15 protein-coding genes are annotated in these 15,612 nt (G+C 49.1%); 14 read left to right on the top strand and 1 reads right to left on the bottom strand.

Translation table 11 applies throughout. The annotated features are described in order from the left end of the window. Positions 1-5 precede the first annotated feature (5 nt). From DXA57_RS00515 to DXA57_RS00475, 9 genes are all read left to right on the top strand, one after another. On the top strand, positions 6-1,205 hold the full coding sequence (locus tag DXA57_RS00515; RefSeq protein ID WP_117763979.1) for a DUF5716 family protein: 1,200 nt from the start codon (positions 6-8) through the stop codon (positions 1,203-1,205). Next, positions 1,202-2,002 (top strand): hypothetical protein, encoded by an 801-nt coding sequence (locus DXA57_RS00510; RefSeq protein WP_117763978.1) that lies wholly within the window; start codon positions 1,202-1,204, stop codon positions 2,000-2,002. The genes DXA57_RS00515 and DXA57_RS00510 overlap by 4 nt, the downstream gene beginning before the upstream one ends. A 301-nt stretch (positions 2,003-2,303) precedes the next feature. Continuing rightward, the gene (locus DXA57_RS00505) at positions 2,304-3,167 is read left to right on the top strand and encodes an amino acid ABC transporter substrate-binding protein (protein WP_334294758.1); all 864 of its coding nucleotides are present in this window, start codon (positions 2,304-2,306) and stop codon (positions 3,165-3,167) included. A 102-nt stretch (positions 3,168-3,269) separates the two neighbouring features. Further along, positions 3,270-3,920, top strand: coding sequence for an amino acid ABC transporter permease (locus tag DXA57_RS00500; protein ID WP_117763976.1), 651 nt, complete (start codon positions 3,270-3,272; stop codon positions 3,918-3,920). A gap of 14 nt (positions 3,921-3,934) precedes the next feature. Then, positions 3,935-4,696, top strand: a complete 762-nt coding sequence (locus DXA57_RS00495) for an amino acid ABC transporter ATP-binding protein (protein WP_117763975.1) — start codon at positions 3,935-3,937, stop codon at positions 4,694-4,696. A 115-nt stretch (positions 4,697-4,811) separates the two neighbouring features. Beyond that, positions 4,812-6,248, top strand: a complete 1,437-nt coding sequence (purB, locus tag DXA57_RS00490; protein ID WP_117763974.1) for an adenylosuccinate lyase — start codon at positions 4,812-4,814, stop codon at positions 6,246-6,248. 85 nt (positions 6,249-6,333) lie between these two features. Then, on the top strand, positions 6,334-7,260 hold the full coding sequence (locus DXA57_RS00485) for a LysR family transcriptional regulator (RefSeq protein ID WP_117763973.1): 927 nt from the start codon (positions 6,334-6,336) through the stop codon (positions 7,258-7,260). 135 nt (positions 7,261-7,395) lie between these two features. Continuing rightward, on the top strand, positions 7,396-8,676 hold the full coding sequence (locus DXA57_RS00480) for an adenylosuccinate synthase (protein ID WP_117763972.1): 1,281 nt from the start codon (positions 7,396-7,398) through the stop codon (positions 8,674-8,676). 241 nt (positions 8,677-8,917) lie between these two features. Further along, positions 8,918-9,541, top strand: coding sequence for a VTC domain-containing protein (locus DXA57_RS00475; protein ID WP_117763971.1), 624 nt, complete (start codon positions 8,918-8,920; stop codon positions 9,539-9,541). 22 nt (positions 9,542-9,563) lie between these two features. On the opposite strand, the gene DXA57_RS00470 is transcribed toward DXA57_RS00475, so the two are convergent. Continuing rightward, positions 9,564-9,824, bottom strand: coding sequence for a hypothetical protein (locus DXA57_RS00470; RefSeq protein ID WP_117763970.1), 261 nt, complete (start codon positions 9,822-9,824; stop codon positions 9,564-9,566). A gap of 164 nt (positions 9,825-9,988) precedes the next feature. Between DXA57_RS00470 and DXA57_RS00465 the strand changes: the two genes are divergently transcribed. From DXA57_RS00465 to DXA57_RS00445, 5 genes are all read left to right on the top strand, one after another. Continuing rightward, a complete protein-coding gene (locus DXA57_RS00465; RefSeq protein ID WP_117763969.1) occupies positions 9,989-11,026 on the top strand; it encodes a threonine aldolase family protein in 1,038 nt (345 codons plus the stop codon). After that, complete coding sequence (locus DXA57_RS00460; protein WP_278309121.1) at positions 11,016-11,705, top strand: response regulator transcription factor; 690 nt, start codon at positions 11,016-11,018, stop codon at positions 11,703-11,705. The genes DXA57_RS00465 and DXA57_RS00460 overlap by 11 nt, the downstream gene beginning before the upstream one ends. Further along, the gene (locus DXA57_RS00455) at positions 11,695-12,690 is read left to right on the top strand and encodes a sensor histidine kinase (RefSeq protein WP_117763968.1); all 996 of its coding nucleotides are present in this window, start codon (positions 11,695-11,697) and stop codon (positions 12,688-12,690) included. Before DXA57_RS00460 ends, DXA57_RS00455 begins: the two co-directional genes overlap by 11 nt. 169 nt (positions 12,691-12,859) lie before the next feature. Next, a complete protein-coding gene (locus DXA57_RS00450) occupies positions 12,860-13,627 on the top strand; it encodes an ABC transporter ATP-binding protein (protein ID WP_117763967.1) in 768 nt (255 codons plus the stop codon). Then, positions 13,620-15,599, top strand: coding sequence for an ABC transporter permease (locus DXA57_RS00445; protein ID WP_158571198.1), 1,980 nt, complete (start codon positions 13,620-13,622; stop codon positions 15,597-15,599). The genes DXA57_RS00450 and DXA57_RS00445 overlap by 8 nt, the downstream gene beginning before the upstream one ends. Positions 15,600-15,612: the final 13 nt, after the last annotated feature.

Below are 15,612 nucleotides of genomic sequence, written 5' to 3'. Positions count from 1 at the left end.
AATAAATGATCAGTGAAATCAATGAATTGGCGCTGGGAATCGATCTGGGGCCGGTGAATTCTCAGCTTACCTTTTATAACCGGCAGAATTCCGCTCCGAGAACCGTGAGCGTAGTGCCGGGAGAGGAAAATTATCAGATCACCACGCCGGCAGAACTGTTTTCGACCATGGAACAGCATTTCGAGGAGGGCGTGGCTCTGCTGGCGGACTTTTTCGGTCAGTGTCTGGAACTTCTTGCCACTGCCGGAAAACCGGATTCCATTCTTGCGGTGGTAACGATGAAGAAAATGAACGGTACCTGGGCAGACGGGATCCGCGCCGCTTTTGAACGTCTTGGCATTCCGGGAGATCATGTGTTTCTTCAGGATTACCGGGAGAGCTTTTACTGGTATATGATGAACCAGAGGAAAGATCTCTGGACTTACCAGGTGGCACTTTTTTCCTGTGAAAAGGGAAAAGTGACGGCTTTTGAGCTTTCTGTGGACAGGAAGACCCGTCCGGCACTCGTTTCCATCGATGAAAAGGGTATGGTTTATCTGGATGAGATGGCAAGAGAAGGACGACCGGAGAAGCTCTGGCTGGAGGTCAAGGATGAAAAATTTCTGGAGCTTGCAAAAAAAATGTTCGGAAAACGGACGTTTTCCAGTGTTTATCTTGTGGGTGAAGAATTTGATAAGAGCTGGATGGGAAACTCGCTGGCATTTCTCTGCAACAGGCGGAAGGTTTTTATGGGTCAGAACCTTTATACCAAGGGAGCCTGCTATGCCGCTATGGAATATGCCCGCATGAGCCGGGTAGGCGATTATCTCTACGCCGGACCGGATATGATTGAGCAGAACATGGGCATGCAGATGATCATCCGCGGGCACCGGGAGTTTTACCCCATGATCAGTGCCGGAGTCAACTGGTATATGGCACGGGCGGAATGTGAGTTTGTCCTGGATGATACCGGTGAGGTGATCCTGTATTCCAAGAGCATGGAAGGAGAAGAGCTTTCTCATACGGTACGGCTTCCAGGGCTCCCTGACCGGCCGAACCGGGCGACCAGGCTTCATCTGTCGCTTTCCTTCATCGGAAAACGGAAATGCCGTGTCCGGGTGACGGATCTTGGCCTTGGAAGTCTTTATCCGTCTTCCGGCAAACACTGGGAAGCAGTCATTACCTTTGCGGCGGAAAAGACGCCGGGAAAGGAGAGTGAAGTATGAGCGGCTACCATCTTTGCCAGGTGAAAAAGGCCAGACATCCTTATTTCATCGAGAGCATCAGCACGAATATTTTTACCATAGAGGAGCTTTGTTTTTATCTGGAAAAAAATATCTATCTTCTGGATCAGACCATCATCAATGAGAAGCTTCTGGACTGGATCCGGGATGAGCTGGGGCTTGTCCGCCTTTACCGGAAGCTCTATGAGCAGCTGGAAAACGGGGAAACCATCGGAAACTTTATTCTCCCGATTTTCAAAGAAATCGGTTATCTTTCCCATGACGAGTTCCGGGAGCTTCAGGAGAAGATCCGGACCATTGAGATTCAGCCGGAGGATCTCAGACGGAAAATGAAGGCGGACTATCTGGTGGAGTACCGGATGTATAATAACGCCATTCAGGAATATGCCACCCTTCTGAAAAACCGGAATCCGGGAAAAATGGGCGTGCAGTTCTATGCGGCGGTTTATGCCAATCTGGCCTCTGCCTACGCGAGACTTTTTCTCTTTGAAGAAGCGGCAGACTGTCTTTGGAAATCCTATGAGACCGTTCGTTCCAACGAGATCTACCGGAGATATCTGGCAACGATCTCCCTGTTCCTTTCCAGGGAGGATTACGAAAAACGCCTGGATGAGCTGAAGGTACCAAAGGTCCAGAGAGAGAAGATTGAGGCCTGGCTCAAGGAATGCCGGGCACTTCCGGAGGAACCGGAAACGGATGAAAAAGAGCGATGGAAGGCGGTTCAGACCTTTCTGGAAGAAGAAAAACTGGCTTATCACAAGAGTACCTGTGCATCCTGAGAAAGAAGGGCTGCCGCATGAAGGAATATGCGGCGGTCCGTTTTGTCTTGGGAGGATGCGGGATTTAGGGGTTGACAGAGAAGTTCCTGTATGATAGTATAACGGCAGGTTAATTTAGCGAGGTAGAGTGGTCAATTGATAAAATATTAATACCAGTTCAGAACATGGTTTCAGACAAAAACTGCGAATGCAGCACGGTGGTCTGTTGTTATGAACGGTTATGAGGAAAAAGAAAACCGCCTGCCGATAAAGGAGGATATCTGTTATGAGAAAGAAAGTGATCTGTGCAGTACTTTGTGGAATGATGGCGGCATCTCTTACGGGAATGGCAGCTTTTGCAGATGATGAGGCGAAAACATTTACCGTTGGTTTTGATGCAGAGTACCCGCCATACGGTTATATGGGTGATGACGGAGAGTATACCGGTTTTGATCTGGAGCTGGCACAGGCAGTCTGCGACCTGGAAGGCTGGGAGCTGGTGAAGACACCGATCAACTGGGATTCTAAAGATATGGAGCTGGATTCCGGTTCGATCGACTGTATCTGGAACGGTTTCACCATGACCGGAAGAGAAGAGGATTACACCTGGTCCAAACCTTATGTGGATAACAGTCAGGTGATCGTGGTAAAGAAGGATGCCGGCATCAGCGCTCTTTCGGATCTTGCCGGAAAGACAGTAGGCGTCCAGGCTGCCAGTGCGGCACTGCAGGTTCTGCAGGATGAGGAGCAGCAGAAGGCTCTGGCAGATACTTTTGCAGGGCTTCAGGAGTTTGCAGACTACAACAGTGCGTTTGTAGAGCTTCAGGCAGGCGCTGTGGATGCCATCGCCATGGATATCGGAGTAGCCAAGTATCAGATCGAGAACCGGGATAACGGAGAGGATTACGAGATCCTGGAGGAACACCTCAATTCTGAAAAATATGCGATCGGCTTCAAGAAAGGAAACACAGAGCTCTGTGATACCGTCAATGCCGATCTGGATAAACTCCTTGCAGACGGCACCTTTGACAAGCTGGCAGAAAAATACGAGCTTACCGATATGGTCTGCCTGGGAAATGATGACAGTGAGGAAGCTTCCTCTGAGGCAGCTTCCTCTGAGGCAGAAAGCGAAACAGCAGCAGAAACAGAGATGGCTGAGAGCGAAACAGAGAGTGCAGCAGAATAACATCTGACGCGGAACAGTTATCAAAACGATCATTTTTTACAGCCCCCGGGAGACGACGGTGCTTCCGGGGGCTACAGACGTTTCATACGGAGGATGTTATTTATGAGCTTACCACAGATCTTGTCGCAGCTTTCCGGAGGAATGGTGCGGACCATCGGTATTTTTTTCCTGACGCTGATCTTTTCTCTGCCGCTGGGACTCCTGGTTTCTTTTGGACGGATGGTGAAGAATCCGGTGCTGAAAAACCTGTTTAAACTGTATATTTCTGTCATGAGAGGGACGCCGCTGATGCTTCAGCTCATGGTGTTTTACTTCGGACCTTACTACCTGTTCCGGATGAATATCGGAGGAAACTGGCGTTTTATTGCCATTATCCTGTCGTTCTCCCTGAATTATGCCGCTTACTTTGCGGAGATCTACCGTTCCGGTATCGAGTCCATGCCCGTTGGCCAGTATGAGGCGGCGAAGCTTCTTGGTTACAGCCGGAGCCAGACTTTTTTCCGGATCATCTTTCCGCAGGTGGTGAAACGGATCCTGCCGAGCGTTACCAATGAAGTCATCACGCTGGTAAAGGATACGTCCCTTGCCTTTGCCGTGGCTTATATGGAGATGTTTACCATCGCAAAACAGATCGCCGCTTCCAAGACCACCTTCATGCCTTTTGTGGTGGCAGCTGTTTTCTACTATGTGTTCAACCTCATTGTAGCCGTGGTCATGGAAAAGCTGGAAAAGAAACTCGATTACTACCGTTAAGGAGAGATAAAATCATGAATTATCTGGAAATCAATCATATCAAAAAATCCTTCGGAAATCTGGAGGTGCTCAAAGACATCTCCCTGACGGTAAAAAAAGGAGAGGTGCTGGCTATCATCGGTCCTTCCGGTTCCGGAAAATCCACACTTTTAAGGTGTGCGACGCTTCTGGAGACCATGGATGGCGGAGAATTGAGTTATCTGGGAGAAAAGGCAGTCTCCATGGATGCTTCGGGCCGGTCCGTTTATGCAAAACCGGCAGAACTGAAGGAGATCCGGAAAAAGTTTGGTCTGGTTTTTCAGAATTTCAATCTTTTTCCGCATTACAGTGTGCTCAGGAATGTGACGGATCCGCTGATCCATGTCCAGAAGAAATCAAAGGAAGAGGCTTACCGCATCGGCAGAGAGCTTTTAAAGAAGATGGGACTTTCCGATAAAGAGGCATATTATCCCTGCCAGCTTTCCGGCGGTCAGCAGCAGCGAGTCTCCATTGCACGGGCACTGGCATTGAATCCGCAGGTCCTTTTTTTCGATGAGCCGACTTCCGCACTGGATCCGGAGCTGACCGGTGAGATCCTGAAGGTCATCCGGGATCTGGCAGCAGAGCATATGACGATGGTCATTGTCACCCATGAGATGAATTTTGCAAAAAATGTGGCAAATCATGTGATCTTTATGGAAAAAGGCGTCATTGTGGAGGAAGGAAGCCCGGAAGAAGTATTCCATTCAGACAACCGGAGAATGCAGGAATTTCTGGGAAAATATAATGAAGAATAGTTACTCTTGCTTTTAAAAATACTTTGAGCTATAATCAAGAGGAATCGGACAGGGGCTGTGAAACATCAGCCCCTTTCTTCAAGTGAAAAAAGATAAGAAAAGGAGACTGGAAAAGATGAGTGGTACCGACAAATACGTGAGCCCGTTATCCGAGCGTTACGCAAGTAAGGAGATGCAGTACATTTTTTCGCCGGATATGAAATTCCGCACCTGGAGAAGGCTCTGGATCGCACTGGCAGAGACAGAGAAGGAGCTGGGACTTCCCATCACCGACGAACAGATCGAGGAACTGAAAAGCCATGCGGAGGATATCAATTATGAAGTGGCGAAAGAACGGGAAAAGATCGTCCGCCACGATGTCATGTCCCATGTATATGCATATGGCGTACAGTGCCCGAAGGCAAAAGGAATCATCCACCTGGGAGCTACTTCCTGTTATGTAGGCGATAATACTGACATTATCGTGATGAACGAGGCCCTGAAGCTGGTGCGTAAAAAACTCATTAACGTCATCGCCGAGCTCCGTAACTTTGCTGATACATATAAAAACCAGCCGACACTGGCATTCACCCATTTCCAGCCGGCTCAGCCGACGACGGTAGGAAAGAGGGCAACTCTCTGGATGCAGGAGTTTCTGATGGATCTGGAGGATCTGGAATATGTGGCAGGCACCCTGAAGCTTCTCGGCTCTAAGGGAACCACAGGAACCCAGGCAAGCTTTCTGGAGCTTTTCGACGGAGATCAGGAGACCATTGATAAGATCGATCCCATGATCGCTGAAAAAATGGGCTTCAAAGCGGCTTATCCCGTATCCGGTCAGACCTATTCCAGAAAAGTGGACACCCGTGTGCTGAATGTTCTGGCAGGCATTGCAGCCAGCGCGCATAAGTTTTCCAACGATATCCGTCTCCTTCAGCACCTGAAAGAGGTAGAGGAGCCCTTTGAGAAAACACAGATCGGTTCTTCCGCTATGGCATACAAGAGAAATCCGATGAGAAGTGAGCGTATTGCTTCCCTGTCCCGTTATGTGATGGTAGATGCCCTGAATCCGGCGATCACCTCCGCAACCCAGTGGTTTGAGCGTACCCTGGATGACTCTGCCAACAAGCGTCTCTCTGTTCCGGAAGGCTTCCTGGCTATCGACGGTATCCTGGATCTCTGCCTGAACGTCGTAGACGGACTGGTGGTATATCCGAAGGTCATCGAGAAGCGTCTCATGAGTGAGCTTCCGTTTATGGCTACGGAGAACATTATGATGGATGCCGTAAAAGCAGGCGGCGACCGTCAGGAACTTCATGAGCGGATCCGTGAGCTTTCCATGGAAGCAGGACGTACCGTAAAAGTAGAAGGAAAAGAGAATAACCTTCTGGAGCTGATTGCAGCAGATCCGGCCTTTAATTTAAGCCTGGAGGATCTCAAGAAGACGATGGATCCGGCGAAATACGTAGGCCGTGCTCCGCTTCAGGTGGACAATTTCCTGAAAAATGTTGTGGATCCGATCCTTGAGGCAAACAAAGAAATCCTTGGAGTCAAAGCAGAAATCAATGTCTGATGATAGCAGTTTCGGCTGTTCCGGATTTTTGGAGCTCCCGGCACAGGCCGCGGAGCTCTGATCTTTGCAGGAGTTGAGGTGTTCTTTGAATATCAATCTGGAATATTATAAAATTTTTTATTACGTTGCCAGGCAGGGCAGCGTCACGGCAGCGGCGGCGGAGCTTTCCGTCAGCCAGCCTGCTGTGAGCCAGGCCATCAAGGCTCTGGAATCTGCCGTGGGGATCCCTCTGTTTGTGCGGACTGGAAAAGGCGTGCGCCTGACTCCGGCAGGGGAGATCCTTTATTCTTATGTACAGAATGGCTATGAAACGATCCTGCGTGGGGAGAAAAAGCTCCGGGAAATGAAGGGGCTGGAAAGTGGCGAGCTCCGGATCGGAGCCAGCGATATGACCCTTCGCTTTTTCCTTCTGCCTTATCTTCAGAAATTTCATGAGGCTTATCCGAAGATCAAGATCACCGTCACCAACGGACCGACACCGGAGACACTCCGGTATATGCAGGAGGGGCGCATTGATTTCGGGGTAGTGACCTCACCTGTGACCGGCCATGAGGAAGTGAATGTTTATCCCGTGCGCCCCATACAGGATATCTTTGTGGCGGGATACAAATTCTGGGAGTATAAGAACCGGATCATTCCTTTGAGTGAGCTGGCAGAGGTGCCGCTGATCTGTCTGGAGAAAAACACCAGCACCAGACGGTATATGGATCAGTTCCTGAAGGAGAGCGGGGTAATGATCCATCCGGAGATCGAGCTTGCCACCAGTGATATGATCGTCCAGTTTGCCAGACGGAACCTGGGCGTGGCTTCTGTGGTCTATGATTTTGCCAGGGAAGCTCTGGAGAGCGGCGAACTCTTCGAATTGAAGATCCAGAAAAAGATCCCCGAGCGGTTTATCTGTATCGTTCAGGGAAGCCATGCGACTCTGTCCTCCGCGGCCCAGAAGCTGATGGAGATGATACAGGAAGATAAAGTCCTGGAATCCACGTCAGATAAGGGAATAAAAGAATGATATAAGGTTTACTTATGAAAACTATAAATAATATTCACTTTACTTATAAAAAGAAATGCGTTATAATATAAACTGTCTGCGGATCAGACATCGAATGAAAGTAAATAAAAACGCATTTCTATAGGAGGAATGAATATGATTACCGCTGTTGTAGGAGCAAACTGGGGAGATGAAGGAAAGGGTAAGATTACGGATATGCTGGCTGAAGATGCCGACATTATCGTAAGATTCCAGGGCGGCGCAAATGCCGGACATACCATTGTAAACAACTATGGAAAATTTGCCCTTCATACGCTTCCGTCAGGCGTCTTTTATGATCACACCACAAGCATCATCGGAAATGGTGTTGCACTGAATATTCCGCTTCTTTTCAAAGAGGCAAAGAGCATCGAGGATAAAGGCGTTCCCGCTCCGAAGATCCTGGTTTCTGACCGTGCTCAGATCGTAATGTCCTACCACATTCTCTTCGATGAGTGTGAGGAAGAGCGTCTTGGAAAGAAATCCTTCGGCTCTACAAAGTCCGGAATCGCTCCCTTCTATTCTGATAAATATGCAAAAATCGGTTTTCAGGTCTGCGAGCTTTTTGATGACGAGTTCCTGAAAGACAAAGTAGCACGCGTTCTGGAGCAGAAAAATGTGATTCTGGAACACCTCTATCACAAACCGGCTCTGAAGGTTGAGGATATCATGGAAGAGCTTCATACATACCGTGATATGGTGGCTCCTTTTGTATGTGATACCTCTGCATACCTGTGGAACGCACTGAAAGAGGGCAAGAAGATCCTTCTTGAGGGTCAGCTCGGTTCTCTGAAAGACCCGGATCACGGAATTTACCCTATGGTAACTTCTTCCTCCACTCTGGCTGCTTACGGCGCCATCGGTGCAGGCCTTCCGCCTTATGAGATCAAACGGATCGTTACCGTTGTAAAAGCATACTCCAGTGCTGTCGGAGCAGGTGCTTTTGTCAGCGAGATCTTCGGCGAAGAGGCTGACGAGCTTCGTAAGAGAGGCGGAGATGGCGGAGAGTTCGGTGCTACCACCGGTCGTCCCAGAAGAATGGGATGGCTTGACTGTGTGGCTACCAAGTACGGCTGCCGTATGCAGGGAGCCACAGATGTGGCTTTCACAGTTCTGGATGTTCTGGGTTATCTGGATGAGATTCCTGTCTGCACCGGTTATGAGATTGATGGTAAAGTGACCACTGATTTCCCGACCACTCCGACTCTGGAGAAGGCAAAACCGGTACTGACCAGACTGCCGGGCTGGAAATGTGATATCCGTGGCATCAAAAAATACGAGGATCTGCCGGAAAACTGCCGCAAATACATCGAGTTTGTGGAAGAGCAGATCGGCTTCCCCATCACCATGGTTTCCAACGGACCGGGTCGTGAGGACATCATCTACAGAAATAAATAATCAAAAACAGAGGCCGTTCCGGGATTTTCCGGGGCGGCTTTTCTATGGACCCGACGGATGGAGTTTGTATAATGTGTCGAAAAATAATAAAAAAGCACTCTAAAATTTAGAAATAATTTAGAAGTTTAACATGACATCTTCACATTTCTCTGATATACTTTTAGTATCCGGTAAGGGGAGTTTTCGTGGAGAAAGCTGCCGGAGGAAGCTACAGACAAGCAGCATCAAAGGGGGATCATAAGTGATATATACGACCTATTATGCACAGACAGACAGCATCACAGAGGAACGCTTTGAAGAACTGAAACAAGCCGGTTTTTCAGGCGGTAACGCACAGATAGAAAAATTTCATCTGAGAAAACTGGAATTCCAGGGAGCTGGGCAGCAAAAGGCGGTTGCAGGCTATTATCTCTGTATGAAGAACCGGGATGAGAAACAGATCTTCCTGGAGAAAAAATATACACAGAACGGACTTTATTTTAAAAAGTGCGTAAAGCTCACCAGGGCAGAATGTGAAAAGATCCTGAACGGGGATCTGGAATGGATGAAGAATCACCGGAAAGAACTGTTGGCAGATTTTTATCTGCAGGCTACGCTGAACAGTCTCTATCCGGGGCGGATCACCGATTACCAGCGGGAGATGTGCCGGGTGAAAAAAGGCGAGTATCTGACCTTTACGACGGCTATTGCGCGTGGGGTTGGTCCTTGCAGAAGCCTTTTTGAAGAGCCGGAGATGAAAATTTCCTGTCTGGATGAAGGCAAAGTCCTTCTGACTTATAAAAAGAGTGCTTCCCTCCCGCAGATGGTCAGCAGCATGCTGCAGGGACAGGAAGAAAAACAGGATGAATATGGATTTGTCTTTTAAAAGAAAAGAAAGATGAAAAGTCTCAGTGCTTTTCATCTTTCTTTTTTTTCGGATCTTTTTTCGGCTCATCAGTGGGATCACCGGGTCTCAGGACACGGTAGATGATCTGCATGGCATAGAGCAGTATCGGAAAGACCACAGTTGCCGCAAAGGAACCGCGGAAGAGCGCCTGTGCCATGGGGCTTCCGGAAAAGGCCAGGACCAGACTGGTAAGATAAAGACCAAGCAGAACGACGATGCCGATCCAGGCAAAGATCTGACGGATGCGTTTGAAATTTTTCATAAGGCTCCATTCTGCCGTAAAAACGGCGAAAACTCAGCATTTTCAGCTGATTTCGAAGCTATTATAGCGTTTCTGGCAAAGAATTGCAAGGAAAGAAGGATGGAAATTCTGATGAAAATGTGATAGGGTATAAGGCAGATGTTTAATAGGAGGAACAAAAGAAAATGATCTTTTTTAACTGTGATTATAATGAAGGAGCACATGAGAATATTATAAAAAGACTGGCAGAGACCAACCGGGAACAGACCGTTGGATATGGAGAGGATGATTACTGCCGTCAGGCGGCAGAAATGATCCTGGAAAAATGTGAAATGCCGGAGGCGCAGGTTCATTTCCTGGTTGGTGGTACCCAGACCAACCTGACCGTGATCGTGGCCTGTCTGAAGCCCTGGCAGGGAGTCATTTCCGCAGATACCGGTCATATCAACTGTCATGAAACGGGAGCGATCGAAGCGACCGGCCATAAAGTTCTTGCTCTTCCCTGCAGAAACGGAAAACTCAAGGGGGAGCAGATCCGGGAGGTTGTGAGAAAGCACTGGGAAGATGCGACCCATGAGCATATGGTACAGCCGGGCATGGTCTACATCTCCAATCCCACGGAGATCGGAACGATCTATCATCAGAAAGGGCTGGAGGAGCTTTACCGTGCCTGCCAGGACTGTGGCCTGTATCTCTACATTGACGGAGCCAGAATGGGATATGGACTCATGGCAAGAGACAATGACCTGACGCTTCCTTTTATTGCCCGCCACTGTGATGCTTTTACGCTGGGCGGAACCAAACAGGGTGCTCTTTTCGGAGAAGCACTGGTCATCACAAACCCGGCTCTCGGAAAAGATTTCCGTTATCTGATCAAGCAGCGGGGAGGTATGCTGGCAAAAGGACGGCTTCTGGGGATCCAGTTCCAGGAACTGATGAGAAACGACCTCTATTTTGACCTTTCTGCCCATGCCATCGCCATGGCAATGAAGATCCGGGCAACTCTGGTGGACCTTGGAATCCCGATGCCTATCGCCAGCACGACCAACCAGCAGTTTGCCGTGTTTACGGATTCTGAGCTGAGCCGGCTGGCAGGAAAATACAGCTTTTCCTACTGGGAGCGGGTGGATGCTTCTCACAGTATGGTGAGGATCTGCACCAGCTGGGCTACCAGAGAAGAGGATGTGGATGCATTGATAAAGGATCTTCGCCGTGAAAAATAAATATCGTATTCTCATTGTGGAGGATGATGAGGTCATCGCCCGCTCTGTTCAGAAACTGATGGAAGACTGGGGCTGGGAAGCCTGCTGCGTGGAAGATTTTACCAGGGTGCTTGATATCTTCGCTTCCTACAATCCGCATCTGGTGATTCTGGACAATACGCTTCCATCCTGCAACGGGTTTTACTGGTGCATGGAGATCCGGAAGATCTCACGGGTGCCGGTGGTCTTTTTATCTTCTGCTTCTGACAACATGAATATCGTCATCGCCATGAATATGGGCGGGGATGATTTTATTGCAAAACCCTTTGACCGGAGTGTACTGGCTGCGAAGATCCAGGCGATCCTCCGCAGAACCTATGATTTTGCAGCTAATGCGGAACTGGTTGCCCACAGAGGAGCAGTATTGAACACTGCGGATGCCACGCTGACTTACCAGGGGCAGCGCATCGATCTTACGAAAAACGACTACAAAATTTTGAAAATGCTCCTGGAGAACAAGGGGAAAACCGTAAGCCGGGAAGCACTCATGACAAGACTCTGGGAGACGGACAGTTTTGTGGATGAAAATACACTGACGGTGAACATTACCCGTCTGCGGAAGAAACTGGAAAAAGCGGGTCTTTCAGACTTTATTGTGACCAAAAAGGGAATGGGGTATCTGGTTTCGGATGAAGACTGAGCTGAAAGAATATATTCTGGAAAAGAGGCAGGTTCTTGGAGCGGCAGCACTGGGGCTGCTGATCAGTTCCGGAGTGCTTTTTCTCTACCAGCTGCCACTGGAGGCGGTCTGGTACAGTGCGCTTCTTGTATGTTTTGCGGAAGCACTCTGGCTGTTTACCGGTTTTGGAAAATTCCGGAAAAAACAAAAGCTGTTAAGACAGCTTGCAGGAGAGCAGAGGAAGGATTTTTCCATTCGGGATCTTCCGGAGAGTGAAGATCCGAAGGAAGAGGTCTATCAGGAACTCATCGAATCCCTGATGAAGGAGAAGGGTCGGAAAGATGCGGAAACCGCGGAAAGACTCCGGAATATGGAAGAATACTATACACTCTGGGTACACCAGATCAAAACGCCCATCGCCGCTATGAGCCTGCTTCTCCAGGAGGAGGACACACCGGAAAATGGCGAACTTTCCATGGAACTTTTTCATATCGAGCAGTATGTGGAGATGGTACTGCAGTATCTCCGTCTGGAGAGTCCGGATCCGGATCTGGCCATCCGGTCTGTGAAGGTGGACAGCTGTGTACGCCAGGCTGTACGGAAATATGCGAGATCCTTCATCCGGAAAAAGATCGCTTTGGACTTCCATGAGACAGGCATGGAAGTTGTCACGGATGAAAAATGGCTGGTTTTTGTGTTGGAGCAGTTGGTGTCCAATGCTCTTAAATATACAAAAAAAGGTACCATCCGGATCTATGGTAAAGACGGCTTCCTTTCTATCGAGGATACGGGCATCGGCATTACGGCAGAGGATCTGCCCCGGATCTTCGAGAAGGGATATACGGGCTACAATGGCCGTCTGGACAAAAAATCCACGGGTATTGGTCTTTATCTGTGCCAGAAGGTTCTGAAGAAGCTTGGCCATGGGATCACCATTACTTCTGTCCCGGGGAAGGGAACGAAGGCTGTCCTGAGGTTTGTGCAGGAAAAACGGGAATATGACTGAAAAGAAAGCAACCTTTCCGTTTTGTAAGGAAGAAGAGGGAAATGTAAGCCAAAGAAATGGCAGACATTTTCCTCTTTTGTTATAGTATGCCTGTAGCGGTTTCGTGCCTGGGCAGTTACAGAATTGATGTGTGAAAAAAGTACAGAGAAAAAGAGAAAAGAGGTATCTTATGGCAATTCTTGAAGTCAGTCATGTAAAGAAAATCTATACCACCCGTTTTGGCGGAAATCAGGTAGAAGCACTGAAACAGGTGTCTTTCAGTGTGGAAGCAGGAGAGTATGTGGCTATTATGGGAGAATCCGGTTCCGGAAAGACTACACTTCTCAATATCCTGGCTGCATTGGACCGGCCTACGGCGGGGGAAGTCCGCCTGAACGGTCAGCGTATGGGAGATATCCGGGAAAAAGAACTGGCGGCGTTCCGTCGGAAAAATCTGGGTTTTGTATTCCAGGATTTCAACCTGCTGGATACATTTTCCCTGCGGGACAATATTTTTCTGCCGTTGGTCCTTTCCGGGGTACCCTATAAAGAAATGGAAGCCAGGCTGGAGCCTCTGGCAGAAAAACTGGAGATAGGAGAACTTCTGGATAAATATCCGTACGAGGTTTCTGGAGGACAAAAGCAGAGGGCGGCGGCAGCCCGTGCCCTGATCACCAATCCAAAGCTCCTTCTGGCAGATGAACCGACAGGGGCACTGGATTCCCGTGCCTCCGGAAAGCTTCTGGAACTTTTTGATAAGGTCAACGAGGGAGGTCAGACCATCCTTATGGTGACACACAGCCTCCGGGCGGCAGCTCATGCAGGGAGAGTGCTTTTCATCCGGGACGGGGAAGTGTTCCATCAGATCTACCGTGGAGCCGGTTCTCCGGAGGAGATGTATCGGAAAATCTCGGATGCCATGACCGTTCTGAATGAGGGAGGTGAGAACCGTGCGTAAAACCATGTTCTTTAAAATGGCAGCGGAGAACCTGAAGAAGAACCGTCAGACCTGCCTGCCTTTTATCCTGACGCTGGCGGGGACGGCAGCAATCTATGATGTGATGGGGACCCTGACAGAAAGCCAGATGGTAGCCTCTATGTTCGGCGGCAGCTTTATGGTGGAAATCCTCCGTATGGGCCGGTGGGTTGTGGGTCTTTTTTCTCTGATCTTCTTGTTTTATACGAACAGCTTTCTTCTGAAGCGCCGGAAGAAAGAATTCGGTCTGTATCATATCCTGGGTCTGGAAAAACGTCATGTGGCGTTGCTTCTGGTCCTGGAGCTTTTTTACACGGTTCTGGCCGGTCTGGCACTTGGAATCCTGACGGGAACCCTTCTTTATAAGGCAGTCTTTCTTCTACTCTGCCGGATCCTTCATGAACCGATGGTCCTGGGGTTTGATTTTTCTGTAAAAGCCATGGAGAATACCGGTGCTCTTTTCGGGGGGATCTTTCTGCTTCTTGCTGTCCATGGCATCCGGCAGATTTCACATTCGGAAGCTGCAGAACTTTTAAAAAGCGCTCAGGCAGGAGAGCGGGAACCGAAAAACCGTTGGTTTCTTGCTCTTCTGGGGCTGTTTTTTCTGGGAAGCGGGTATGATCTGGCAGTGACCATCGAGTCACCTCTGAGTGCCATGGCATATTTTTTTCTGGCGGTGCTGTTGGTTGTGGCGGGAACCTACTGTCTTTTCACAGCAGGAAGTATTTTTGTGCTGAAGGTGCTGAAAAAGAATCGGAATTATTATTATAAAAGCCGTCATTTTACCAGTGTTTCCGGTATGCTCTACCGGATGAAACAGAATGCGGCAGGGCTTGCCAGTATCTGCATCATGTCTACAGCGGTACTTCTTATAGTTTCCACGACCGCCTGCCTTTATTTCGGGATGGATGACCTGATGCGTACACGCTTTCCCAGAAACATCCAGGTGACGGCCGGAAACGTGACAGATGGAGAAATAGAGGAACTGGAAAACCTCGTCCTGGAAACGGCGGAAAAATGCGGCGTTTCTGTCCGTAATAACGAAGAAAACTATCGTTACCGGAGTTTTTTTGCACAGGAGAAGGGAAAAAGCTTTACTTATGACCCGGAGGGCGTTTTTGGAACGGCAACGGAGCTTTACTGTCTGACGCTGGAGGATTTCAACCGGATCACAGGGCAGCAGCTTACGCTTGCTCAGGATGAGATCTTTTATGACAGTGTTTATGGCAGGAGTGAGGAGAAACTGCAGGGAAGTGTGACGATCCAGGGAAAAGAGTGGAAGGTACGCGGACTTGTGACGGGACTGGATTCCGTGAGTGCCCAGCGGGTCATGATGGGATCCATCTATTATCTGATCTTTCCGGATCAGGCAGCCGTTCGGGAACTGACCCGGGAATTTGTGCCGGACGGGACCTGGGAGTATTTTCTGGGTGTGGATCTGGATGGGGGCAGTGAGAAACAGGCGGAAATGACAGCGGAACTGTCCACCCTTCTGGCGGAAAAGGACTGGGGGAGCCAGACATATGTCGAAGGGGCGGCTGCGTCCAGGGAGAATTTTTATGCTATTTACGGCGGCCTTTTCTTTGTCGGTATTTTTCTGGGCGTTCTGTTTCTCATGGCCACCGTGCTTATCATTTATTACAAGCAGGTTTCGGAGGGGTATGAGGATCATGACCGTTTCGTTATCATGCAGAAGGTGGGGATGGATAAGAGTGAAGTGCGCCGGACCATCAACAGCCAGGTAAGGATGGTTTTCCTTCTGCCGGTGCTGGCGGCGGGTGTTCATATGATTTTTGCTTATCCGATGATGAGCAGGATTCTGCTTCTTCTGAACCTTGGCAACCAGAAAATCTTTCTGGCCGGTGTGTTTCTGACGTTCCTGATCTTTCTGGTTTTTTATGCACTGGTTTACTTTTTTACGGCGCGGACCTATTACCGGCTGGTGCGCTGGTAGGCAAAAATACAGT

Source organism: Blautia sp. OF03-15BH (assembly GCF_003463065.1).
Lineage (GTDB): Bacteria > Bacillota > Clostridia > Lachnospirales > Lachnospiraceae > Limivivens.
This window is presented reverse-complemented; position numbering and strand designations above follow the sequence as displayed.

Coding starts and splice junctions, on each gene's coding strand:
- DXA57_RS00515 (WP_117763979.1), top strand. CDS start 6: ATGATCAGTGAAATCAATGAATTGGCGCTGGGAATCGATCTGGGGCCG.
- DXA57_RS00510 (WP_117763978.1), top strand. CDS start 1,202: ATGAGCGGCTACCATCTTTGCCAGGTGAAAAAGGCCAGACATCCTTAT.
- DXA57_RS00505 (WP_334294758.1), top strand. CDS start 2,304: ATGATGGCGGCATCTCTTACGGGAATGGCAGCTTTTGCAGATGATGAG.
- DXA57_RS00500 (WP_117763976.1), top strand. CDS start 3,270: ATGAGCTTACCACAGATCTTGTCGCAGCTTTCCGGAGGAATGGTGCGG.
- DXA57_RS00495 (WP_117763975.1), top strand. CDS start 3,935: ATGAATTATCTGGAAATCAATCATATCAAAAAATCCTTCGGAAATCTG.
- purB (WP_117763974.1), top strand. CDS start 4,812: ATGAGTGGTACCGACAAATACGTGAGCCCGTTATCCGAGCGTTACGCA.
- DXA57_RS00480 (WP_117763972.1), top strand. CDS start 7,396: ATGATTACCGCTGTTGTAGGAGCAAACTGGGGAGATGAAGGAAAGGGT.
- DXA57_RS00470 (WP_117763970.1), bottom strand. CDS start 9,824: ATGAAAAATTTCAAACGCATCCGTCAGATCTTTGCCTGGATCGGCATC.
- DXA57_RS00465 (WP_117763969.1), top strand. CDS start 9,989: ATGATCTTTTTTAACTGTGATTATAATGAAGGAGCACATGAGAATATT.
- DXA57_RS00455 (WP_117763968.1), top strand. CDS start 11,695: ATGAAGACTGAGCTGAAAGAATATATTCTGGAAAAGAGGCAGGTTCTT.
- DXA57_RS00450 (WP_117763967.1), top strand. CDS start 12,860: ATGGCAATTCTTGAAGTCAGTCATGTAAAGAAAATCTATACCACCCGT.